This is a genomic window from Collinsella sp. AF14-35, from assembly GCF_003464565.1.
In the GTDB taxonomy this organism is placed as follows: Bacteria; Actinomycetota; Coriobacteriia; order Coriobacteriales; family Coriobacteriaceae; genus Collinsella.
Genome location: NZ_QRZD01000010.1, coordinates 31,596 through 55,436, shown reverse-complemented (window position 1 = coordinate 55,436; position 23,841 = coordinate 31,596). Strand labels below are relative to the sequence as shown.

The following is a 23,841-nucleotide window of genomic DNA, read 5'->3' as shown; positions in this document are numbered from 1 at the left end:
AAACCTCCCCTGCTTGGGATCAAAACCGCTCTATGTAAGGCGGCTTATTAGGCCTGTACGTACTTGCCGTCGGTGATGACGTACGCCGTGGGCTCCTTCTGGACCTGGCCCTTATCGTTCCAGGTGAGCTTGCCGGTCAGACCGTCAACGGTAATCTTGAGCATAGCCTTAGGCAGCTTCTCGGCGACCTCGGTCGGGTCGGCGTCGACACCAAGACCGGCCTCCTCGAGGGCCTCGGCCACCGCGTGCACGCCGTCGTAAGCGTCGGCGGCAAACTGGTCCGGAGTCTCGCCATACTTATCCTTGTAAGCGTTGACGAAGTCGGCGTTCTTCTCGTCGTCGGCGGAGAACGGGGTCATGAGCAGCAGACCCTCGGCAAGAGAGGTGTCGAAGCCCTCAACGCCCAGGATGCCGTCCATGCCGTCGCAACCCATCATCTTGACGTCGTAGCCCATGTCCTTGGCGTTCTTGAGCAGGACGGACGCTGGCGTGTAGTAGATCGGCGCAAAGATCATGGTGGCACCGGCCTGCTTGGCCTTGGTCAGCTGGTTGGTAAAGCTCGTGGCGGAGTCGTCCTTAAAGGTCTCCTCGTCAACAATCTCGAGCTTGGATTTAGCGGCCTGAACCTTAAAGGAATCTGCGATGCCCGAAGAATAGGCGTCGCCGGAGTTATAGAACAGTACGAACTTCTCGTCCGCATACTTCTGCGCCAGGAACTTGGCAGCGTTGACGCCCTGGTTGGGATCGGTAAAGCAAACCTGGAAGACGCAATCCTTGCCCTTGGTGACGTCCTCGGAGGACGCGGACGGAGTGATCATGAACGTCTCGGGGTCGTTACCGCACTCGGCGGCAACGGCAACCGACGCGCCCGTGGTGGTCGGGCCGACGAGGGCCTGCATGCCCCAGTCGAGCAGGGTGTTAAAGGCGTTGACGGCCTTCTCGCCGTCGGCCTGGTCATCCTCGGCCTTGCTGGCAAGCGGCAGCTCCTTGGTCGAGAAATCCTTGCAGCCAAGCTCGACACCCTGGGTAACGGACTTGCCGTAGGACGCGTTGGCGCCGGTCAGCGGTCCGATGGTGCCGATCTTAAACGAAGCGTCGCCCGAAGCGGAACCGCTGTCGCCGCCGTTGGAGGAGCAGCCAGCTAGAATGGACATCGCCCCCAGACCTGCTGCGCTCGCGATAACGCTCCTGCGATTCATAACAGGGTTCAATGACTTACCGGTGAGGCTCGACATGCGGCTCTCCTCTCAAATCTCGTCGGGTTTCGGTTACCCAACAGGCCATCCTTCGCCGTGTTCGGCGTTCGCAAAATAGTAGACGCTTTAGTTGAGAAAAGTGGCGATTATTTCAACTATTCTTTTGTTTTGTCCGTTTATCCATAATTATGCGTATTTCTATTGGTTTATGCAGTTTAGCCACTTTATTGTGTGAAAGTAATGTTTCCATTCTGTTACAAGCTTCCCTGTCCTGATTTAAACGGCCTCACCGGTAGCGCTTTATACGCACTTAGGCGGCGATGTACTTGCCGTCCTGGATCACATAGGCTGTAGCGGGCTTCTCGACTTGGCCCTCGTCGTTCCACGTGAGCTCGCCCGTCAGGCCCTCGATCTTGATCTTGCGCATGGCCTTGGCAAGATCGCCGGCAATGTCGGCGCCGTCGGCCGTAATATCGATGTCTGCCTTATCGATCGCCTCGACAATCGCGTGGACGCAGTCATAGGCATCGGCGGCAAACTGGTTGGGCGTCTCGTCGTAGGCCTCCTTATATGCCTTGACGAAGTCGGCGTTCTTCTCGTCGTCGGCAGAGAACGGGGTCATGAGCAGCACACCCTCGGCAAGAGAGGTGTCGAAGCCCTCAACGGAGAGCAGGCCGTCCATGCCGTCGGTGCCCATGAGCGTCATGTCGTAGCCCATGTCCTTGGCGTTCTTGAGCAGGACGGACGCCGGCGTGTAATAGATCGGGGCAAAGATAAGCGTGGCACCGGCCTCCTTGGCCTTGGTGAGCTGGTTGGTAAAGCTCGTGGAGGAATCGTCCTTAAAGGTCTCGGTATCGACGATGTCGAGCTTGGACGCCTTGGCCTGCTCGGCAAAAGCGTCGGCAACGCCCGAGCTATACGTATCGCCGGAGTTGTAGAACAGGGCAATCTTGGCGTCTGCATACTTCTCGGCCAAGAACTTCGCGGCACTCGCGCCCATGGTGGGATCGGTGAAGCAAACCTGGAAGACCGTGGTCTTGTCCTTGGTAACGTCGAGCGACGATGCCGAGGGCGTGACCATGAGCATATCGTCGGCGATCTCGCCCGAGACGGCGACGGCGGCACCAGTCGTGACGGGGCCGACGAGCGCCTGCATGCCCCAGTCGCACAGGGTATTGAAGGCGTTGATAGCCTTCTCGCCGTCGGCGACGTCATCCTCGGACTTAAGCGAAATCTTGAGGTCCTTGGTCGAGAAATCCTTGGCAGCGAGCTTGGCACCCTTCTCGGCCGAAACGCCATAGGTTGCCGCGGCGCCGGTCAGAGGGCCGATAACGCCAATCTTGAAGGTCTTGCCGTCATCGGCGGAGCCGCCGTCCGAGTCACCCGACGAGCAACCAGCGAGTGCGGCGGTGCTGCCGAGCGCCGCGGCGCCGGCGAGAAAGTTCCTACGGCTGAGCGTGCTGTTGATGTTGAACATGGTGTCCCCCTTTTTCGCTGGCCGCGGTGCGGCCGTCTTGCGGTACGGGGCAAACCTTATGGCGCAAACGTTGACAGTTTGTTACGGAAGTTCATTTGTAGCGAGCATGTTTCCAATATTTCCGCAGCGTTTCGGGGGTGCCGTTTTGTGCGACTCCTGTTGCCTGGCAAGCACGCGCCCGCACTTCACGCTAGAATGCACTCAACCTATAAGCAGTTAATCCATCCACAAGATGCACGAAGGAGCTATCTATGAGCGAACCCCTGCGCACCGTGAACGTCGGTCTGATCGGCCTGGGAACCGTCGGCGGCGGCGTGGCCCGTCTGATCAAGAGCCACCACGATGAGTACCTGGCAGCCTACGGCATCGACCTTAAGCTGACCCGCGCCTGCGCGCTTGCCTGGGAGCAGGCCGAGGCGGCAGGCATTGAGCGCGAGGCTTTTACGAGTGACTGGCACGACGTCGTCACCGACCCCGCCGTCGACATCGTCGTCGAGCTGATCGGCGGCGAGCATCCCGCAACCGAGATCTTCACCACCGCCTTCGAGAACGGCAAGCACGTCGTCTCTGCCAACAAGGCCCTGCTGGGCCGTCACGTCGAGACGCTCGCCGAAAAGGCGCGCGCGTGCGGCGTGCAGATTAAGTGCGAGGCCAGCTGCGGCGGTGGCATCCCCATTGTCAGCACGCTCGAGCACGACCTAGTGGGCAACAAGATCCTGACCATCGCCGGCATCCTCAACGGCACCACCAACTACATCCTGTCGCGCATGGACGCCGAGGGCGCCGATTACGCTGACGTGCTCGCCGACGCACAGGCTAAGGGCTATGCCGAGGCCGACCCGTCCGCCGACGTCGACGGCTTCGATGCCGCCAGCAAGACGGCCATCCTCGCCTCCATCGGCTTTGGCACCCGCGTTACCACCGATGATGTGTACCAGCAGGGTATCCGCACCATCGGCGCCGAGGACATCGCCCAGGCCCGCGAGCTCGGCTACACCATCAAACTGCTCGGCATCGCCCGCAACACCGACGCTGGCGTCGACGTTCGCGTGCATCCCACGCTGATCCCCGCAGACCATATGCTCGCCAAGGTCAACGGCGCCATGAACGCCGTCTACGTGGTAGGCGACGCCGTGGGCGAGACCATGTTCTACGGCGCGGGCGCAGGCTCCTTCCCCACCGCGAGCGCCGTCGTGGGCGATATCCTGTCGCTCTCCGAGCAGATCAGCCGCGGCGTGGCTCCGCTGCCCGAGATTGAGCCCTATGGCCACAACCTCACCTTTAAGCCCATGGACGAGCTCCAGACCAAGTACTATGTGCGCCTGAAAGTCGCCGACCGCGTGGGCGCCCTGTCCGAGACGGTCGACATCTTTGCCAAGCACAACATCTCGATCTCGCTCATCAACCAGGTCGAGGACGGCAAATCGGGCGTCAGCGATGCCTGCTCGGTCATCTTCCTGACGCACCGCGCGCTCGAGAAGGACGTCCAGGCTGCCGCCGCCGAGCTTGCCAGCGTCGACTGCGTGGCCGAGGTCGCCAACGTCCTGCGTATCGAGGACGTCGAGGCCTGGACCGAAGGCGTCATGGCGAACTAGCCCAACGCTCGCCTAGCAATACGCGCCTTGAGGGCTCCCGTCCGATGTGGGACGGGAGCCCTTTTGTCACCTGCCCTAAGCACAACGGCAAAGCATATTTGCGCGAGCCGCTCATCGGTAACGCGGGCTACGTTCACCGATATGCAAACGCGGCCGATTCCGACTACCGCTACGCTGTGCTGCGAATGTCCGCCCGCGATGAGAGGAAGCACCATGTTGCTCGAGGGCAAGAAAGCAATCATCACCGGAGGCACACGCGGTATCGGCTATGCCATCGCCTGCCGTTTTATCGAGGAAGGTGCTGCCGTCACCGTCTTTGGCTCGCGCCAGGAGACTGCCGACACGGCCGTTGAGAAGCTGGCAGCCGCCTATCCCGACGCCAAGGTCTGGGGCCGCTCCTGCGACCTCACCTCGCTCGAAGCCGTGACCGAGGCCTTTACCCAGGCCGCAGCCGATATGGGCGGCTTGGATACAGTCGTCAACAATGCCGGCATCTCCCAGCGCTCGCCCCTTTTGGACTACACGGCCGAGGAGTTCGCAAAGGTCATGGACCTTAACGTCGTCGCTGTCTTTAATGGCCACCAGGCTGCCGCCAAGATCATGACCGAGGCAGGTCATGGCGGCACCATCACCACCACGAGTTCAATGGTCGCCAAGTACGGTCAGCCCTCCGGCGTCGGCTACCCCACGTCCAAGTTTGCCGTCAACGGTATGGTCCAGTCGCTCTCGCGCGAGCTCGCCCCCATGGGCATTCGCGTCAATGCCGTCGCACCCGGCGTGACCAAGACCGATATGGTCGCCAACCTGCCCGAAGAGGTCATCAAGCCCATCATCGCCACCATTCCGCTGGGTCGCATGGGCGAGCCCGAGGATGTCGCCAACGCCTTTGTTTTCCTGGCGAGCGACATGTCCTCCTACGTCACGGGCGCCGTGCTCCCCGTCGACGGAGCCGCCCGCTCCTAAGGAGCCACAAGCTTTGGCTTCAAGCTTCAACATAGCTCAACCAAAAAGGCGCGCCGTCTGAATCAACTGCAGACAGCGCGCCTTCTCCTGTTATGAAAGGGAAACTATGTCCCAGTATTTCGGATCAGAACGGGGCACGGTTTCCCCCAGGACCTCCTTGCGGAAGCTGCATCCCACTCTGAGCGCCCATTCCGGGACACAGCTTCCCAACGGCCCCCGTTTCGGAAACCACATCCCGTTCCGAGCCTTCAAAGCGGGACGCGGCTTCCCCGAGAAAGTATCGACTACTTACCGTCGTCGTCTTCGGCTTCTTCGCGCGCATAGAGCTCCAGCATGCGGCGGCGGTATTCGCGCACAGCGAGCTTGGCGCGCTCCAGGCGGCGGCGCTCACGCGGAGTCAGCTCGGACGGGTCGACCTCGTCTCCATAGGTCTTATCGGCAAGCAGGTGCGCCGCGTCCACGATGCGGGCATCGATGTGGCCGCTCGCCGCCTCGGCGGAAAGACGCTCGGCAATCGTATCGAGCGTAGGCAGGCCCTCGAATACGCGACCATGGCCATGCGAGGTCAGCAGCTCGTGCTCGCGCGCGAGCAAGCTCGCTAGGTCGTGGTGGGCGCGCAAGATGTCGAGCGCATCGGATGGATGCTCGGCAACCTCTGCCACGGCGGCGACCGGTGCGGCATCCACCACGCGGTAGAAGAGCTGCGCGAGCAATGGCATCAAGAACACCGTGATGGCACCGGCGGCAACCATGACCGACGCAATATCTTGCGACAGCGCGCCCGCGTTGACGGCAACGCTCGTAACGGCAACGATGATCGGCAGCGCCGTGGTGCAGTACAGGGCCACGGTAATGCGACCATACGCCGACACATCGCGCGTCGCAGGACAAATGCTCATGGAAATAAGAATAGGCACGGCACGAATAATCAACAACGCCACGATAAAGCCCACGAGCAGACCCGGGCGCGACGCCACGGCCGTCAGATCGATCTTTGCGCCCGATACGGTAAAGAACACCGGAATCAAAAAACCGTAGGCCAGACCGTCGAGCTTGGTCTCGAGCGTATGGTTGCCCTCGGGGATGATATAGCGCAGGACAAAGCCGGCGGCAAAAGAACCCAACACGATGTCGAGATCAAAGACGGCCGAGAACGCCACGAGCGTGACCAGGATGAGCACCGTCAGGCGCACGAAGGTCTGCGACGTGGTATCGGCGCGCTCCTCGACAAACGCAAAGAAGCGGCTGCCGACGCGCTTGGAGCGGCTTGGGACCACGGCCAGCAACACGCAAACCACCGCAAACAAGCCAAGGATTACGAGCGTTTGGATGCCAGTGCGGGCAGACAGCAGCACCGACATGGCGAGCACGGGACCGAGCTCGCCCCAAGTGCCATACGCGAGAATCGAGTCGCCCACGCGCGTGCCGGTGAGCGAGCGCTCGCGCATGATGGGCACAAGCGTACCGAGCGCCGTCGAAGTGAGGGCAAGCGTCACGGCGATACCGTCGAAATGACTGACTGAGAACCACGGGGTAAAGCGCACGGCAAGCCAGGCGATACCAAACGTGACGACCCACGTCGCCAAGCCGTAGCGCCCCTCGACGCCCGTGATGCTCTTGGGGTCGATCTCAAAGCCGGCAAGCAGGAACAAAAAGGCCAGGCCCAGCTCGGACACAAGCGAGACCTCAGCATCTACATGGATGACGCCGAGCATATGGGGTCCCAGTACCGCGCCGAGCACGAGCAAAAAGACCGTCTCGGGAACGGGTTTTCCGGGAATCGCCGAGGCGATAAAAGGACTCGCAAAGGCCACGAGTGCGATGATGGCGAGCGAAACGAATGCCATGTGATGCCTTTCTCTTGTTTGCGCTTCACTGTAGCACCCTCGCCGTCCTCAACGCGCCGCGAGCTGTCGTATCATAGTGAGGTTTACAAACATGTGGCTCAAGGCGACCGCAGGGCAGACCCCGCAAACCGACCGCTGCCGCATACCGTACCGTACGCCCAACCGATCAGGAAGGCAGGAACCAATGGTCTCTCGTATCTACGTGGAGAAGAAACCCGGGTTCGACGTCGAGGCTCAGCAGCTCAAGGGCGAGCTGACCGAAATTCTCGGCATCAAGGGCATCGAGGCCCTGAGGATTATCAACCGCTACGACGTCGAGGGCATCGACAAGGAGCTTTTCCGGTCCTGCGTGCCGACCGTCTTTAGCGAGCCCCAGGTCGATGTGACCTACGACGAGCTCCCCGCAAGCGATGGCGCCGTCTTTGCCGTCGAATTCCTGCCTGGCCAGTTTGACCAGCGCGCCGACTCCGCCAGCGAGTGCGTGCAGCTCATCAGCCAGGGCGAGCGCCCCGCCGTGCGCTCCGCCAAGGTCTATATGATCTCGGGCGCTCTGGACGAGGCCGCCATTGATGCCATCAAGCACTACGTGGTGAACCCCGTCGAGGCGCGCATCGCCTCGCTCGACCTGCCCGAGACGCTGTACATGGAGACCCCCGAGCCCCAGCCCGTCGAGGTGCTCGACGGTTTCCGCGAGCTCGACGAAGCCGGCCTTGCCGCCTTTATTTCCGAGCGCGGCCTTGCCATGGACGAGGCGGACATCGCCTTCTGCCAGCAGTACTTCCGCGATGAGGATCGCGACCCCACCATCACCGAGATCCGCGTGATCGACACCTACTGGTCCGATCACTGCCGCCACACCACCTTCGGCACCGTCCTGGACGACGTGACGATCGACGACGCCGTGGTGCAGCAGGCCTTCGACCGCTACATGGAGATGCGCCACGAACTCGGTCGCGACACCAAGCCCGTCTGCCTCATGGACATGGGCACCATCGGCGCCAAGTACCTCAAGAAGACCGGCGTCATGACCGATGTCGACGAGTCCGAGGAGATCAACGCCTGCACCGTCAAGGTGAAGGTCGATGTCGACGGCGAGGACCAGGACTGGCTGTTCCTCTTTAAGAACGAGACCCACAACCACCCGACCGAGATCGAGCCCTTCGGCGGTGCCGCCACCTGCGTGGGCGGTGCCATCCGCGACCCGCTGTCGGGCCGCAGCTACGTGTACCAGGCCATGCGTGTCACCGGCGCCGGCGACCCCACCGTCCCCGTGTCCGAGACGCTCGAGGGCAAGCTGCCGCAGCGCAAGCTCGTAACCACCGCTGCCGCCGGCTACTCCAGCTACGGCAACCAGATCGGCCTTGCCACCGGCCAGGTCAACGAGCTCTATCACCCCGGCTACGTTGCCAAGCGCATGGAGGTCGGCGCCGTCGTGGGCGCTACCCCGGCAAACCACGTGCGTCGCGAGTGCCCCGCCCCCACTGACAAGATCATCCTGCTGGGCGGCCGCACCGGCCGTGACGGCATCGGCGGCGCCACCGGCTCCTCCAAGACCCAGAACACCGAGTCCATCGAGACCTCGGGCGCCGAGGTCCAGAAGGGCAACGCCCCGGTCGAGCGCAAGCTGCAGCGTCTGTTCCGCCGCGGCGACGCCTGCCGCCTGATCAAGCGCTGCAACGACTTTGGCGCCGGCGGCGTCTCGGTCGCCGTGGGCGAGCTTGCCGACGGCCTGTATGTCGACCTGGACACCGTGACCAAGAAGTACGACGGCCTGGACGGCACCGAGGTCGCCATTTCCGAGTCCCAGGAGCGCATGGCCTGCGCCGTCGCCGACGGTGACGTCGAGGAGTTCATGGGCTACGCCGCCGAGGAGAACCTCGAGGCGACCGTTATCGCCGAGGTTACCGCCGAGCCGCGCATGCGCATGGCCTGGAACGGTGTCGCCATCGTCGATCTGTCCCGCGAGTTCCTCAACTCCAACGGCGCGCCCAAGCACCAGGTCGCCCACGTCTGTGCCCGCAGCGTGTGGCAGCCCAGCTGGGCCGGCACCACGCTTGCCGAGCGCATGACCTCGCTTGTCACTGACCTCAACGTCGCCTCCAACAAGGGCCTGTCCGAGCGCTTCGACTCCACCATCGGTGCCGCAACCGTGCTCATGCCCTTTGGCGGCAAGACGCAGCTCACCCCGAGCTCGGCCATGGTTGCCAAGTTCCCCGTGGACGGCGAGACCACCACGGCGAGCGCTATGGCATGGGGCTTCAACCCCTACCTGATGGAGGCCGACCAGTTTGCGGGCGCCTACCTGTCCGTGGTTGAGTCCATCGCCAAGCTCGTGGCTGCCGGCTTTGAGCACAAGCGTGCCTATCTCTCCTTCCAGGAGTACTTCGAGCGTCTGCGCACCGAGGCCGAGCGCTGGGGCAAGCCCATGGCAGCCGTCCTGGGCGCCCTTATGGCCCAAGTCGATCTGGGTGCCGGTGCCATCGGCGGCAAGGACTCTATGAGCGGCTCGTTTGAGGACGAGGCCGGTGAGCTCAACGTTCCGCCGACCCTGATCAGCTTCGCTGTGGCCGTGGGCAAGGCCGCCCGTGCCGTCTCGCCCGAGTTCAAGGGTCTGACGCATCGCGTCGTGCGCATCGCCCCCGCCACCTATGGTGAGGACTACCGCCCCGACGCTCAGCAGCTGCTCGCCGCGTTTGACGCCGTCGAGGCGCTCACCGCCAACGGCGACGCCCTGGCCGTCTCCACGCCCGGCTACGGCTGCGGCGTCGAGAGCCTCTTTAAGATGTGCGTCGGCAACCAGATCGGCATCGAGCTTGCCGAGGACGTGGACGTGGAGAGCCTCTTCACCCCGCTCTACGGCAGCTTTATCGTCGAGCTCGCCGAGGACGCCGAGCTGCCCGAGGTCGCCGACGGCGTTGTCGTCGAGCCCCTGGGTACCACCGTCGAGGGCTATGTCATCGACACCGGCTCCGAAGTCATCGAGCTCGCTGAGCTCCAGGAGGCCTGGGAGAGCGGCATCGAGGGCGTCTTCGCCTACCGCAGCACCGGCGAGACCGCCGAGGTCGAGACCATCGACTTCCGCGCCAAGGATATCCACGTGTACGGCGGCGCCAAGATCGCCCGCCCGCGCGTAATCATCCCCGTGTTCCCCGGCAACAACTGCGAGTACGACAGCGCCCGCGCCTTCCGTGCCGCCGGTGCCGAGGCCGACACCTTCGTGATCAACAACCTCACGCCCGAGGCCGTCGCCGAGAGCACCCACGAGCTCGCCCGCCGCATCCGTGCAAGCCAGATCGTCATGATCCCCGGTGGCTTCTCGGGCGGTGACGAGCCCGATGGCTCCGCCAAGTTCATCACGGCGTTCTTCCGCGCTCCCGAGGTCACCGAGGCAGTCCGCGACCTGCTCAAGGCCCGCGACGGCCTGATGCTGGGCATCTGCAACGGCTTCCAGGCCCTGATCAAGCTCGGCCTGGTGCCCTACGGCGACATCGTCGACGCCACGCCCGATGCGCCCACGTTGACGTTCAACACCATCGGTCGCCACCAGAGCCGTCTGGTGCGCACCCGCATCTCGTCCAACTTGTCCCCGTGGCTGTCGCAGTGCAGCCTGGACGACCCCTACACCGTCGCCATCAGCCACGGCGAGGGCCGCTTTGTCGCCAATGACGAAGTGCTCGCCCAGCTGATCGCCAACGGCCAGGTCGCCACGCAGTACGTGGGCGAGGACGGCAAGCCGAGCATGGACCTTTCCGTCAACCCCAACGGCTCCGCACTCGCCATCGAGGGCATCACGAGCCCCGACGGCCGCGTCTTGGGCAAGATGGGTCATGCCGAGCGCCGCGGCGACAACCTGTACCGCAACGTGCCCGAGCATGTCCCCGGCGATAAGTTCATGCCGATCTTTGAGAGCGGCGTAGCCTACTTCGCTTAAAGCTATCCCATCGGGTACAATCCCTTCGGGTAACAACACCCGCCACCGGCACTTCCGTTGGCGGGTTCTTTTTTGCTCCGCGCATGTAGGAAGGACATCATGGAAAGCCGCAAGCCGTATCTCGCCACCCTGCCCGGACTCATCCTGGGCTGTCTCGTTTGCTGCGCGCTCTGGGGCTCCGCCTTCCCCTGCATCAAGATCGGCTACGCGCTCTTTGGCATTCCCGAGCACGACAGCGCCTCGCAGCTGCTCTTCGCGGGTCTGCGCTTCACCCTTGCCGGCATGCTGGTCATTGTTGGCATGAGCGTGGCCCAGCGCCGTCCGCTCATCCCACAGGCACGCGATATCAAGCCCATCTTTGTCTTGTCACTCTTCCAGACTATCGGGCAGTACTTCTTTTTCTACCTGGGACTCTCGCGCGCCAGCGCCATGTCGAGCTCCATCATTGAGGCCAGCGCCAACTTCCTCGCAATCCTCTTTGCCGCCTTGGCATTTCACACCGAGAAGCTCAACACGGCCAAGGTGCTTGGCTGCGTGTTGGGCTTTGCCGGTGTGGCGCTCGTCAACCTCTCGGGCGCGGATGGCACCTTTGGCTTTACGCTCAACGGCGAGGGCTTTATCTTGGCTTCCACTGTTGCAGGCGCCCTGTCGACCTGCCTCATTGGCATCTTCTCGCGCAAGCATGACGGCGTCCTGCTCGCCGGCTGGCAGTTTTTAGTCGGTGGCCTGATCCTTACCGCCATCGGAGTTTTGATGGGCGGTGCGCTATCCCCCACCAACATCGCCCCCGCTATCGCGCTTATCGTGTATATGGCACTCATTTCCGCCGTCGCGTACTCGCTGTGGTCCCGCCTGCTCGCTGTCAACCCCGTCAGCCGCGTTTCGGTCTTTGGCTTTATGAACCCGGTCTTTGGCGTAGCGCTAAGCGCGCTGCTGCTCGGCGAGGGTGCTGGCACGAGCCCCGTTACCGTCATTGTGGCCCTGCTTCTGGTCTGCGGCGGCATCATCATTGTCAACAAGCCTCAAAAGGCCTGACAAACTAGGCCTTTGCGATTGTCGCGCCAGCAACGAGCGTTCGCGTGGTCGCGGTTATTATCTAGCGAATTTGGACGCCGGCTTTCTTCTTTTCGTGCTTTACACGGTAGAGCTCCGCATCGGCGGCGCGAAGCAAGTCTTGCCAGGTATCGACACCATCACCGACCCGCGCGTAGCCGATGGACATGCGCAACAGATACGGTACCTCGACACGAGCAAGCTCGTCGTTGATTGCCGTGCACAGGCGTATGATGTCCTGCTCTGCTGCTGCCTTTTGGAGCACTACGAACTCATCGCCGCCATAACGTGCGATAAAGCCACCAGACGCCGAGCAGACATCTTTGAGCACCGTGGAGATGACCTGAAGAGCATGGTCGCCCTCAACATGTCCATGGTGATCGTTAATCTGCTTAAAGCCATCGGCGTCCATCATAAGCAGATACACATCTTTGGCCTGATCCATATTCGAGAAGATCGACAGCATATAGGTCTCAAAGCGGTTGCGATTGTTGAGACCGGTCAACGGGTCGGTCGAGATCAGCTGCTCCTGACAAACAATGTAGAGCTGCAACATACTTAACATGATGCCGACACTAAGGCAGGGACCCGAATAAAAGACCTGAAAGACACCGGCCACCAAGGCCTGAATGGCGAAAAATGCCAAGGTTTGATAGATGGCCTTCTTTTGCAGGCTCTCGACCTTGCGAGATTGTATAAACGCATGCAGGGACGTATATATAACGTAGCAGTAGCTGACGATGGGCTGGATCATATAGACAAAACCGCGACGATACACGCCCTGTGCATCGATATAGAACAGGGCATGCGTCCAGCAGCTGGTAAACGCCAGTACGACCACCAGCGCCGCAGGTAGCATTACAAACGCCATCCTATAGCGCGCGGTCAAAAGGCGAGAGCCCTGCACCGTCTCGGAATAGATAAACCAAATAAGGCACGCGGCGGCAAAGAGTGAAAACGAAACCGCGTTGGAAATCCAGTTGGCAGCAATGCCCAGCGTGCCGCCCACACCGTCCGAAAGCGTCCAGATAATATCGAATAACATGTACGCGGCAGAGGTGTAGCCGAGCGTGCTAAACAATAACTGCTGGGTACTCGAGAACAAGGAGTGGCGACTTCGCGCGGCAAGCCCGATAAGAACAATCATGCATAGCACGAATATCTCAATCTTGAGTGCCTTAACCACTAGCGCCATCCCTTCAATACCCAAGTGGTCAGAATCGCCCAATTCGAATCAGGGCAATAAACACCCCTTTACTCCGCAGGGGTAAAGGGGATAATAGCAGAGCGCCCAAACATCACTGCAAAACAGTTTCTGTTCGGGCGCCCATACGGCGCGAATTGCACACGCCGGCATCATTGATGGGTATCGATTGCTACTCGCCATCGATGTCAGTCGCGACGGCTTCCTCGATGGCCTCGACACCGACAGGCGACAGATCCTCTTTGCCGTGGCAGAACTTCTTATCGACCCAGCCGGTCAGAATCGGGGCCATGATTGCCGTGATGATGACGGCGGTGGCGATCTGCGCATACGCGGTGGGCGCAAGCTCGGCATAGCGCGGCGCGACCTCAGCAAGAGCAACCGGCGTGGTCATAGCCGTGCCGGCGATGGTGGAGCAGGCAACGGCGGCCTTGCCGTTGCCGCCGCACAAGCGCTCGAACGCAAAGGTAATGGGGCCGACGATAAAGAGCGTGATGAGGCCCAGCAGGATGCCCGAGATGCCGCCGGTGATGAAGCTCGAAAGGCTCATGGACGCACCAAGCTGAAAACCGATGACGGCAATCGCGGGATTGGCGCCGGGAACCAGCAGGTTCTTGATGAACGGGAAGAGGTTGCCCAGGACCATGCCGATAACGAGTGGCAAGATGGAGCCGATAATGGTGCCAATGGGAATGTTGGCGAGGCCGGAAACACCGAGGATGATCATAGTGACGGCGGGGCCGGCCGTAAAGAACAGGATACCGACGGCACCCTGCTCGGACTCATCACCGAACTCGCCCATGATGCCCGTATAGAGCGCCATGTTGCAAAACGTGATGCCACCGATGATAGACACGGAGCTCAGACCCAGGAAGTTGTCGTTAAAGAAATATGCCACGCCCAGGCCGAGAGCCGCTGCGACGACCAGCTTGGGAATCAGCACGACGATGCCGGTCTTGATAGCGCCCGGCGTGGACTTAAAGCTGATGCCGGCGCCCACAAACAGCAGGATCGCGGCGACGATGGTATTGGAGCCACCGCGGCAGGCAGCCGTAAAGAATCCGCCGATCTCAAAAACCTGCGGGCAGAAGGTGTTGAGCAAAAGACCGACGATCATCGGATAGATCATGATGTCGCCCGGGATGCGCGGGACCTTGAATTTCTTTTGCTCGTTGGCGGTCGCTTCCCGTGCCATGAAACCCCCATTTCCGCTGACGGGGTACAAAAGCCCACGTCACGCTTTGCTACAGTAAAGTTTGACCATGGTATCAGAAGAAATAGACCAGCTCGGTGAGAAATTCGATTCGTTGGACAGGGGCGCTAAACGTGCCCCGCTCTTATATGAGGCTCAAAACGATATAGAACACGATGCCCGAAACACAGCACCACAGCATCGACTTTGTCTTGATTGCCACCGCCACGACGCCGGCAGCCGCAATCCAGGGAACCAAGGCAGGCCAGAGTCCCGCGTCGAACGCGCCGGGGCTCACCAAGTCGTTGGCGACCAGCGCGGCAAAGGCAGCGGGCGGGATATAACCCAGGACCTCGGTAATGCGGGGCGACAGCGTTCTCCCGCGCAAGGCGAACGCCGGCGCGATGCGAAAGAACGCGATAGCAGCCCACGATGACAGCCACAGAACCAAGAACTCGTTAACGGGCATCGCGGGCACCTCTTCCGTCAAATACGGCATCGCACGCCAGTGCAATGGCAATGCCGACCACGACGCTTGCCGGCACGGCAATATTCGTGAGGCCCAAGAACTTGCATACGGCGACGGACACCGCGCCCGAAACCGCCGCGACAACGTTGCCGCGCGACAGCCGCTGCGAAAAGAGTAGACAGATAAAGAGCGACGTGCAGACGAAACTCGCAATAGCGGTGGGAACATCGGCAACGGCACCGGCGATGGCACCCATCGTGCACGAAGCGCCCCATGTCGCGATGAGGATCACGTTGAGCACGAAGGATTCGCGCGGGCCCCAATCCTCCCCCTCAACCAGCTTGGCAAGCGAGATGCCGTATGCCTCCTCGGTGAGCGTCGCGGCAACAGCCAGCGTCTGACGCTTCGAGGCGCCCGCCAGATGGGGTGCGATCGATGCCGAATAAAGTGCAAAGCGCGATGAGATGGCGGCGACGCTCGCGATAATCGAAGGTGCCGGTACGCCCGCCAGCCAAAGATTGCAGATCATAAACTGGCCGCTGCCCGTCACAAACGTGCTGCTCAGGGCAAAGACCATCCAGGGCTCCATTCCCGTCTGCCCCATGATCATTCCGCACGGCGCGCCTATCGCAACATAGGTAAGCATCACCGGCCAGACGGTTCTAACGATTTTGAGCACCATACGCTTCTCATCCTGACAAGGTCTCCGAGCCGCATGTAGCGACACGGCAGAATCATCATCCGACAGCAACCGAGTTCACCTACAATTGCCACCGGATCGAAAGACACAACTTTTTAGGAAGTCATTATGACAGCTATCGATCGAGACCGGGCGCGCGCGGCCTTCAAAAGCTACACCGATGCCTACAACGCCACCAATCCACGCATCGCGCTCAAAATCGAGCATACGTACCACGTGGCCGAGGCATGCGATGCCGTAGCGCGCGAGCAGGGCTGGTCGTCAGAAGATATTGACCTGGCATGGCTTTGCGGCCTGCTACACGATATGGGCCGCTTTGAGCAGCTGCGGCGCTGGGACACCTTTAAGGACGCCGAGAGCATGAGCCATGCGGCGCTGGGCATCGAGGTCCTCTTTGGCGAGAATTCCGCCGATGCACCCGCCGTAACGAGCATCCGCGACTTTATCGATGACCCGGCAGAAGATGAGCTCATCCGAGCGAGCATTGCCTATCACAGCGATTTCCGTCTACCCTCGCAGCTCGACGAGCGCACGCGGAGCTTCTGCGATATCGTGCGCGATGGTGACAAGATCGACATTATGCGCACCATCGCCGACAGCACCGTCGACACCATCCTCAAGGTTGATGAGGACACATTTCTCGCCAGCCGGTTCTCGACGCCGGCACTCACCGCCTTTGACGAGCATCGCTGCGTCGCGCGTGACGAGCGCAACGAGCCGGCGGACTACCTGGTGGGGCTCATCTGCTTTATGTTTGAGCTCGTCCATCCGGCAAGCCGTGCGCTGGCGCGCGAGCAAGGCGATATCTATCGCCTGCTCGACGCGCCCTTCGGCATTACGCGGCCCTTTACCGACCCCACCACGCAGGCAACCTGGAGCCGCCTTAAGGACGAGCTGCGCCGCTGGCTGGCAAGCGCTTAGCACTCGAGCTGAGCCAGCAACTCCTCAACGACCTCGACGGCGTCCCCAACAACCTTGTACTGGGCAGCACCAAAAATGGGGGCATCCGGGTCCTCATTGATGGCGACAATGCACTCCGCCCCACCGATGCCGGCGAGATGCTGGATAGCGCCCGAGACACCGATGCTCACGAGGAGCTTGGGCGAGACCGATACACCCGTCTGGCCAATTTGGTGGCGATACTCCAACCAGCCTGCCTCCACAATGGGACGCGTGCAACCAAGCTCGGCACCCAGGGCATCGGCGAGCTTTCGCATCAGGGGCAGATTCTTCTTGGAGCCGATGCCGCGGCCCACCACGACCAGACGCTCGGCATCGGCAATTGAGGCCTGCTGTCCCCACTCCTCGGCGGGAATCGAGATCTCGACGCGGGCCTTAACGTCATCCGCAAGCACTACCTGGGCAATCGTGCCGGAGCGGCTATAGTCAAACTCGGGCGCCTTAAAGATGCCGGGGCGCACCGTTGCCATCTGAGGACGGTGGTTGGGGCAGATAATGGTGGCCACCAGGTTGCCGCCAAACGCCGGGCGCGTCTGCTGCAGCAGGCCCGTCTCCGTATCCATAGAAAGCACCGTGCAATCGGCCGTAAGGCCCGTCTGCAAGCGCACGGCCACACCGGGCGCCAGCTCGCGACCAAAGGCGGTCGCGCCGTACAGAATTGCCTCGGGCTTGCGCTCGGCTACCAAATCGCAGATCAAGCGGGCGTAGACCTCCGCGTCGTTCTGACGCAGGCGCTCGTCACGACAGACCAGAACTTCGTCCGCACCGGCGCAAATCAGATGCTCCAGGTCCCCGAGTGAGCCCTCGGGGCTCATGCCGACCAGTGCCACCAGACGGCAGCCGCGGGCATCGGCAAGCTCGCGCCCCTTGCCCATGAGCTCGAAGGCCACGGATGCCACGGCATCGTGCTTGTCAGTTTGCACGAAGATCCAGATGTCTCGATATGCGTCAAGGTCTGCCGCGCCGGCGGCCTCGTCGCGCTCAATCGAGATGGCGTTGACGGGGCAGGCGTCGACGCACCCACCGCACAGGATACAGCCGTCGGTTACGCGGGCACAGCGATTGGGGCGCTCACCCTCCACCACAATGCCGCCCGAGGCGCAGGCGCGAACGCAGCGACCGCAGCCGATACAGGCTTCGCTATCGATAATCAGCCCGCTCATCTATGCCATCCCCTCGATAATCTTGGCAAGTTTTACCGCCTGCTCGGACGCCGTTCCCTCAACGGCCTCGCACGTTTGGTCACGGTCGGGCACAAACGAGCGCACGACCTGCGTCGGTGATCCGGCAAGGCCGCAACGCGAGGGATCGGCGTTTACGTCGGCAGCGCTGGCCACACGCACGTCTGCATCCTCGGCCGCGCGAATACCGGCAATACTCGGCATGCGCAGCTGGCCAATCTCCTTGGCGGTCGTCATCGCACACGGCATCTCCAGGTACACCGTCTCCTCGCCGGCATCGCAGCCGTGGACGAGCGCCAGCGAGCCACACGTCGTAAATCCCGCGCTCTGCACACAGCTCACGTCGGTCACGCAGGGGACCCCAAAGGCGCCGGCCAGCTCGGGGCCGATCTGGGCCGTATCGCCGTCCACTGCCATCTTGCCGCAGATGAGCAGGTCAAAGTCCTCATCGAGTGCCTCGATGCCGCATTTGAGGGCATAGGTGGTGGCTAGGGTATCGGCGCCCGCAAAGGCTCGGTCGGTCAGCAGCAGCGCGTCGTCGGCACCGCGGGCGATGCAGTCGCACAGCAGCGATTCGGTCGCGGGGATGCCCATCGACACCACCGTCACACGCACGTCCATGCCAAAGCCGATAAAGTCGCCCTTCAGCGCTAGCGCACATTCGAGAGCACTTGCATCGAAGGGATTAATGACCGCCTGCTTGCCATCACGCACGATAGTATTGGTCTTGGGGTCCATCTTGACCTCGGTGCTTCCGGGCACCGCCTTGACGCACACCACCATATGGAAATCACTCATCTTCACGCGCCCCCTTTCTGGACGAGTTCATCCAAGAGCTTCTCCGTAAACAGGTTGCCGCGACCCAGCTGGCCGGCAGGATCGAGCTGGAGTTTGAGGCGCGCCGACTCGACCATGGCCTCGTGGCCGTACATCGTCTCCAAGAAGCCCGCCTTGATCTTGCCGACGCCGTGTTCGGCAGAAACGGCACCGCCCATGGCCGTGACCTCGGAAGCCCACTGGGCAAAGAGCTCTCCACCACGACGGTAGTCTTGCGCATCGCGCGGCAGGATGTTCACATGCAGATGGTTGTTCCCGATGTGTCCCCAGGCAGCAGACTCAAGCCCGCTTTCGGCCAGCGTGCGGCGATAGAGGGCCACGACATCGGCAAGGCGTGCATTGGGCACCGACATATCCGATCCCAGCTTGGTAATGGTGGGGTCGGTGCGGCGACGCTCGTCGATGAGCATGTTGACGCTCTCGGGCACCGCGTGGCGGAAGAACCGCTGGCACTCGCGATCGACTTCGGTGCGGGCGACCCATGTCGCATCGTCGCGGCCGCCCGCAAGCTCCAGCACCCATCCCAAGTGGTACAGCTCCTCGGTCGCCTGCGCCTCGTCATCGCAATCGAGCTCCACGTAGACACAGACCTTTGCCTCGTCGTCGAGCGCCGGCAGCGAGGCAAACGCCGTCGACTGCTCGCGCTGGCGACGTAGAATATCCAGGGCGCCAGCATCGAAGTACTCGATGGCAGCCGCATGGGACAGGACAGGGCGCACGGAATCGGTAAAGGACACCGCCTTGTCCTCGCTATCGAAAAAGCAACTCACACCCCAAACGACCGCAGGCGCCGCCTGCAGGGCAATCTCGAGCTCGGTGATAACGCCGAGCGTGCCGCACGCGCCGATAAAGAGGTCGATGGCGTCCATATCGTCCGCAACGAAATAGCCTGAGGCATTTTTTGTCTCGGGCATGGTATAGCCGGGAAGATCGAGCTCGAGCGTACGGCCCTCTGCCGTCACGAGCGACAGGTGGCGGCCCTGGGCAAAAGCCTCGCCGCGCTGAAGCTCAAGCAAATCGCCATCAGCCAGCGCGACGTGGAGTCCCGTGATATGCGGGCGCATGGGGCCGTAAGCGTAGCTGCGGGCGCCGGAGGCGTTGCATGCCGCCATGCCACCCAGACAGGCAGATGCCTCGGTGGGATCGGTGGGAAAGAACTGCTCGGGGGACTCTTGGAACTCCTCGTAGGCCTCAAGCGATGCCTGGTCCCAACCAGCGGTCGGCAGTACCTTCTTGCTCAGCTGCTTACGCAGCTCCGAGAGCACAACGCCCGGCTCCACGCGCAGCAGAAATTGGCCTTGTTCATCGCGGCGAAGGCCCAAGTAGCGATTCATACGGGAAGTATTGAGGATATGCCCACCGTGGGGCACGGCACCGGCGGCAAGGCCGGTTCGGGCGCCCTGAACCGTTACCGGGACACGCTCGGCATGGAGCGTTTCCAAAATGGCACGGACCTCGTCTTCCGTTGTCGGAAACGAGATGCTCGATGCTTCGCCCGATGCACGAGATTCATCGCGGCCATACTCTTCGAACTCATCGGTGAAGGGTTTAATGGTTGCAGACACGCGAACTCCCCCTTTAGCTAACTACAGTGTTTGCAGGGAGATGTTACCGCATCGTTTCGTCGACGTGTTCGAGACCGTCTCCATAATTGGCGATTTTTACGTTTGTGCAATTCGGCGAACGGCAAGGCTTCCTCGGCAGACGATGCTTTTGACACATATCGCCCCGCCGTCGCCGACCGCTCGATTGTCGCTCGAAAAAAGTTGAAGTAATTTTTTCCACCTTTTACCTGCGGAGATGTCAATCCGTCAAGCATTTGGTCAGAAATTGGTCAAGTAGCGGCTGATACGGTCGGCGTCGACAGCCAAAACCGATAGAAGTTTTGGCCCCAGAAGCAGGGAGGTTCCCATGGCATATTACTGGCCCCAGTACGGCGTCGCCATCGAGGTCGACGACGATCCCTATCTCCTGCCTTTCGACGAAGAGGCGTTCCCCGATACGGCGGTCTACCACGTCACCACCGATGTTATCTGCGACCCCGAGTCGTTCTCGGCGCTCGCCCACCACATCGCGCGTATCCACGACATCGAGCTCCCTCACGACTTTGACGAGCTCATCTACTCACGCCGCCTGATGCTTCACATGCTCTTTGGAGCGGACCCGTCCACGTTCGCACGTGTCTACACCACCAAGGACGCCGCATGAGTGCGAAGAAGCCGCCCCGCCTCGCAGGACTGGGGCGTCGCAAGAAACTCGTCGTTGTCTGTCTGGCTATCGTCTGCGCCCTCATCGCCGTAGGGCTATACGCCTGGCAGTCGCAGCCCGTGCCCGAAGCGGGCGCCTCAGTCACGACGGCAGAGGGTAAATCGCGACAAGAAATCCAAGATGAGCTCGATGCCATCGTCCGCGACAACATGATGACGATTTCGGTCGCGCCGGTCGCTCAGCTACAGGAGGACGGCAAGCTGCGCGTCAACGTGCAAAACGTCCAAGACAATAAATTTCCCCAGCGATTCCGCGTCATCCAAAACGACGAGACCATGTACGAATCCGGTGTGGTCGAGACCGGCAAGACAATCGAGACGTGCCCCGCCGGCGACATCAAAGAAGGCGAGGCATACATCGAGATCCAGGCACTCGATGCCAAGACCCTCGACAGCCACGGCAATCCGACACGTGTCAAGGTACGGGTTGAGCAAGCCGAGAACTAGCTTTTTCGGCCGACGCGGCACCGCACGCAATTCACCAGCATTCGTCCAATCATCGCGGGGACGGCCCGCGGCGAATAGAAAGGAACGACCATGGACATCACCAGGAACATGAACGGAGCCAGAGCGCTCGTCGTGGGCGCAGGGCTCGCGCTCGCGCTCGCAATGGGCGCCGCCCCGACGCCAGCTCTGGCAGCCGGGCGCGTTGGAACCACGAAAGTAATGGTCAGGACCGAGATCGACAACGTAGAGTTCAAAGTTCCAACGGTTATTCCCTTCGTCGCCAAGGCCGACGGCACGCTTCAGGGCCCCTCAGAAGACGCGACCACCATCGACAACCATTCGGCCTACGGCATCCATGTCACTAACATGAAGATCGACGCCATGAACACCTGGACCATTGCCGCCGACGCCAAGGCCGGAACCGCGCAGAACTCCATCGACTTTAAGGTCGGCCCCGACGGCGCACTCCAGAACGCCAGCGCCGCAATGCAGGGGACGGGCCTCGATCTTTCCAAGAATGCAGCCTTCGACATGGGCTACCAGGGCATTGCCGGCGGCACGGACAAAATTAAGCTCAAGACAAGCGGAAACGTCGCCCGCGTCACGCGCGACATCTTCCACGTAACCGGCGAAGGCGATCAGGTTGCAACGATCACCTGGACGGTCGAGCCCGGTGCGCACACGGCATAAGGCCGTCGCCCTGGCCACCGCCGTCAGTATCCTAGCGTTTGGGCCAGCCATGGCCTTTGCCCAGCAAGAACAGGCACAGGCCGCCACGCAAGTGACGGTCGACCTCTCGGAGCTCGACCGCGGCGGCCGCGAGGAACCGTTGGCTCAGACAGGCGACAGACGATGGCTCTTGGCAGCAGGCGCCACAGCAGCAGGTGCGGGAACCGCCGGCCTCGGTCTGCACATCAAACGCAGCCAGAAACGAAACACGGACAGGCCGCATTAAATTAGCTAAGGAGACCCCATGGCATCGAAGAACCTTTTGCCCGTCGTCGCACTCTGCGGCGCGCTCGCAACCGGAACGCCTGTCGCCGTTTGGGCGACTCCCGTCATGGCGGGCTCCTTACCAGCAGCCTTAAGTTCCGCACCAAATCCGTCGAGCGCCATTGCGTGCGAGCGTTTTTCGATCGCACAGGCCGCAATCTCAACCTCGGGATGCCTTCGTCGTAATACGGACGGCTCGATAGTCGTGGATATCAAGCGTTCGAACAAGGCAAACGGCTCCCAGGCGGGGCGCGCTGTCTGCACATGGCGCTCGGTTGTGCTCGATGCAGATGGCGATCCATGCAATTTAGAGCTGCGCATCGACATCGCTTCGGTCGATGACTCGGCGAACGGAGCGAAGGTCGCCTTCGACGGTGCGTTTTTTGAGAAAGGAGGCGGTATATGTCTGGGTTGCGCCGCCGCGAATGCAGACGATGTGCAGCCCACCCTCTCATTCACGGCATCGCTGCGGCTGACCAAGGCGGGCACCGATGCCATCGCGGCGGGAGAAGCATCCCTGCTGTTCTACGCCGCCAGTACCGAAGACACAGACATTCATTTCGAGAAGCCGGCCGGATCACTCAGCCTTACACGAGGGATAGAGGCAGGCCCTATTGAAATCGATGCCCACGCGCAAAGCAGGCAACGCATTCTTGCCGACCCGGCGCTTCTCGAGATGGAGTGGAACGGATCCGGAGCCGTCGGGATTGTCCCCTCCGCGCTTGACGCCAAGACGCTCCCCTCAGACGACGAACCCATCAACGCAACCGTACAAGAAGAGAGCACGGACAAAGAAGCAGGTGCGGGCGACACGCCGTCGCCGACAAGCAGCGTACCAGCTTCTTTCGAAGCACCGAATGAGCCCGCTACCGGTCCAAACGATCCCGAGCTCGCGGACAGTCTGGGGCTTGCTGATCCTCAGGAGATCGATGAAGGTAACTGCTGCGTGCTTGCCGCCCTCGACCACACAGAGGTCATCGACGCCGCGAACATCGAAGTTGCCGCCGCCAATCAGCCCGTCCGCAAGTCGGCCATCATCGCATTTCCTGAATCCATCGAAGTCGTCTTTTTGCCATCGGGCGAGGTCGTGGCCCCAACACTGCTCACCTTGTTGGGCGCCAAGAATACTCGAAACGAAATTAAAAAGGTCACGGTTGTCGACCCTGCAACCACCGCTAAACTGCGTCTATACGCCGTTGCCCCAGACGGAAGCAAGACCTTGGAATTCGATGGCGACACACTTCTAGCCTGGCGACGTCTGGACATTATGCAAGACGTTTCGTATCAGATCGAACTCGAAGGGTTTGATCGTGCCCGCGATGCCAATATCATCGCCGCGGCTATTGAATCCCCACAGCGGCTTATGACACTGCGCTTTGACTACTATCCCTATGTCCCGACAACCACCTGAGGCTTAAATGCTGCGCATCATTCCTAATACCACTTATATAACGTATTAGATGAGTCGCGATGTGCCTCGCATTTCGTTCTGCTACGATTGCCACGTTGGCATCAATACAGGAGGGCTC

At 61.4% G+C, this 23,841-nt stretch carries 19 protein-coding genes; 9 read left to right on the top strand and 10 right to left on the bottom strand.

Going from position 1 to position 23,841, the window contains the following annotated elements:
• Nucleotides 1-47: 47 nt before the first annotated feature.
• Nucleotides 48-1,235 (bottom strand): ABC transporter substrate-binding protein, encoded by a 1,188-nt coding sequence (locus tag DWW12_RS04860; protein ID WP_117855262.1) that lies wholly within the window; start codon nucleotides 1,233-1,235, stop codon nucleotides 48-50.
• A 271-nt stretch (nucleotides 1,236-1,506) separates the two neighbouring features.
• Nucleotides 1,507-2,673, bottom strand: coding sequence for an ABC transporter substrate-binding protein (locus DWW12_RS04855; protein WP_117855260.1), 1,167 nt, complete (start codon nucleotides 2,671-2,673; stop codon nucleotides 1,507-1,509).
• A gap of 251 nt (nucleotides 2,674-2,924) precedes the next feature.
• Here DWW12_RS04855 and DWW12_RS04850 point away from each other — a divergent pair, with 251 nt between their 5' ends.
• Both DWW12_RS04850 and DWW12_RS04845 read left to right on the top strand, forming a co-directional pair.
• Nucleotides 2,925-4,268, top strand: a complete 1,344-nt coding sequence (locus tag DWW12_RS04850; RefSeq protein ID WP_117855258.1) for a homoserine dehydrogenase — start codon at nucleotides 2,925-2,927, stop codon at nucleotides 4,266-4,268.
• A gap of 213 nt (nucleotides 4,269-4,481) precedes the next feature.
• The gene (locus tag DWW12_RS04845) at nucleotides 4,482-5,231 is read left to right on the top strand and encodes an SDR family NAD(P)-dependent oxidoreductase (protein ID WP_117855257.1); all 750 of its coding nucleotides are present in this window, start codon (nucleotides 4,482-4,484) and stop codon (nucleotides 5,229-5,231) included.
• 284 nt (nucleotides 5,232-5,515) lie between these two features.
• On the opposite strand, the gene DWW12_RS04840 is transcribed toward DWW12_RS04845, so the two are convergent.
• Nucleotides 5,516-7,078 carry a cation:proton antiporter gene (locus DWW12_RS04840; protein ID WP_006234446.1) on the bottom strand — a complete coding sequence of 521 codons (1,563 nt, stop codon included), beginning with the start codon at nucleotides 7,076-7,078 and terminating at the stop codon, nucleotides 5,516-5,518.
• Between the two features lie 184 nt (nucleotides 7,079-7,262).
• On the opposite strand from DWW12_RS04840, the gene DWW12_RS04835 reads away from it, so the two are divergent.
• Together DWW12_RS04835 and DWW12_RS04830 are read left to right on the top strand one after the other, a co-directional pair.
• The gene (locus DWW12_RS04835; protein ID WP_117855255.1) at nucleotides 7,263-11,009 is read left to right on the top strand and encodes a phosphoribosylformylglycinamidine synthase; all 3,747 of its coding nucleotides are present in this window, start codon (nucleotides 7,263-7,265) and stop codon (nucleotides 11,007-11,009) included.
• Nucleotides 11,010-11,108: 99 nt separating this feature from the next.
• On the top strand, nucleotides 11,109-12,044 hold the full coding sequence (locus DWW12_RS04830; protein WP_117855254.1) for a DMT family transporter: 936 nt from the start codon (nucleotides 11,109-11,111) through the stop codon (nucleotides 12,042-12,044).
• 61 nt (nucleotides 12,045-12,105) lie between these two features.
• Here the strand turns inward: DWW12_RS04830 and DWW12_RS04825 are convergent, their stop codons facing one another.
• The 4 genes from DWW12_RS04825 to DWW12_RS04810 form a co-directional block, all read right to left on the bottom strand.
• Nucleotides 12,106-13,248: a GGDEF domain-containing protein gene (locus DWW12_RS04825; protein WP_158564396.1), complete on the bottom strand. Its 1,143-nt coding sequence runs from the start codon at nucleotides 13,246-13,248 to the stop codon at nucleotides 12,106-12,108.
• 190 nt (nucleotides 13,249-13,438) lie between these two features.
• On the bottom strand, nucleotides 13,439-14,461 hold the full coding sequence (locus tag DWW12_RS04820; protein WP_117855251.1) for a 2-keto-3-deoxygluconate permease: 1,023 nt from the start codon (nucleotides 14,459-14,461) through the stop codon (nucleotides 13,439-13,441).
• A gap of 142 nt (nucleotides 14,462-14,603) precedes the next feature.
• A complete protein-coding gene (locus DWW12_RS04815) occupies nucleotides 14,604-14,927 on the bottom strand; it encodes an AzlD domain-containing protein (protein WP_117855249.1) in 324 nt (107 codons plus the stop codon).
• Nucleotides 14,917-15,609 carry an AzlC family ABC transporter permease gene (locus DWW12_RS04810; protein ID WP_117855247.1) on the bottom strand — a complete coding sequence of 231 codons (693 nt, stop codon included), beginning with the start codon at nucleotides 15,607-15,609 and terminating at the stop codon, nucleotides 14,917-14,919. Before DWW12_RS04810 ends, DWW12_RS04815 begins: the two co-directional genes overlap by 11 nt.
• Nucleotides 15,610-15,735: 126 nt before the next feature.
• Between DWW12_RS04810 and DWW12_RS04805 the strand changes: the two genes are divergently transcribed.
• Nucleotides 15,736-16,548, top strand: coding sequence for an HD domain-containing protein (locus DWW12_RS04805; protein ID WP_117855246.1), 813 nt, complete (start codon nucleotides 15,736-15,738; stop codon nucleotides 16,546-16,548).
• Here DWW12_RS04805 and DWW12_RS04800 read toward each other — a convergent pair.
• From DWW12_RS04800 to DWW12_RS04790, 3 genes are read right to left on the bottom strand one after another with little or no spacing between them, the layout of a single operon-like run.
• A complete protein-coding gene (locus tag DWW12_RS04800) occupies nucleotides 16,545-17,750 on the bottom strand; it encodes an electron transfer flavoprotein subunit alpha (protein ID WP_117855244.1) in 1,206 nt (401 codons plus the stop codon). The genes DWW12_RS04805 and DWW12_RS04800 overlap by 4 nt on opposite strands.
• Entirely contained in the window at nucleotides 17,751-18,566 is an 816-nt protein-coding gene (locus DWW12_RS04795; RefSeq protein ID WP_117855274.1) for an electron transfer flavoprotein subunit beta/FixA family protein, read from the bottom strand.
• 2 nt (nucleotides 18,567-18,568) lie between these two features.
• The gene (locus DWW12_RS04790) at nucleotides 18,569-20,170 is read right to left on the bottom strand and encodes an FAD-binding oxidoreductase (protein ID WP_117797669.1); all 1,602 of its coding nucleotides are present in this window, start codon (nucleotides 20,168-20,170) and stop codon (nucleotides 18,569-18,571) included.
• 346 nt (nucleotides 20,171-20,516) lie between these two features.
• Here DWW12_RS04790 and DWW12_RS04785 point away from each other — a divergent pair, with 346 nt between their 5' ends.
• From DWW12_RS04785 to DWW12_RS04765, 4 genes are all read left to right on the top strand, one after another.
• Nucleotides 20,517-20,813: a hypothetical protein gene (locus DWW12_RS04785; protein WP_089573322.1), complete on the top strand. Its 297-nt coding sequence runs from the start codon at nucleotides 20,517-20,519 to the stop codon at nucleotides 20,811-20,813.
• Nucleotides 20,810-21,319 (top strand): hypothetical protein, encoded by a 510-nt coding sequence (locus tag DWW12_RS04780; protein WP_099431401.1) that lies wholly within the window; start codon nucleotides 20,810-20,812, stop codon nucleotides 21,317-21,319. The genes DWW12_RS04785 and DWW12_RS04780 overlap by 4 nt, the downstream gene beginning before the upstream one ends.
• 90 nt (nucleotides 21,320-21,409) lie before the next feature.
• A complete protein-coding gene (locus DWW12_RS04775) occupies nucleotides 21,410-22,009 on the top strand; it encodes a hypothetical protein (protein WP_117855242.1) in 600 nt (199 codons plus the stop codon).
• A 283-nt stretch (nucleotides 22,010-22,292) separates the two neighbouring features.
• Nucleotides 22,293-23,723: a hypothetical protein gene (locus DWW12_RS04765; RefSeq protein ID WP_117855239.1), complete on the top strand. Its 1,431-nt coding sequence runs from the start codon at nucleotides 22,293-22,295 to the stop codon at nucleotides 23,721-23,723.
• Nucleotides 23,724-23,841: the final 118 nt, after the last annotated feature.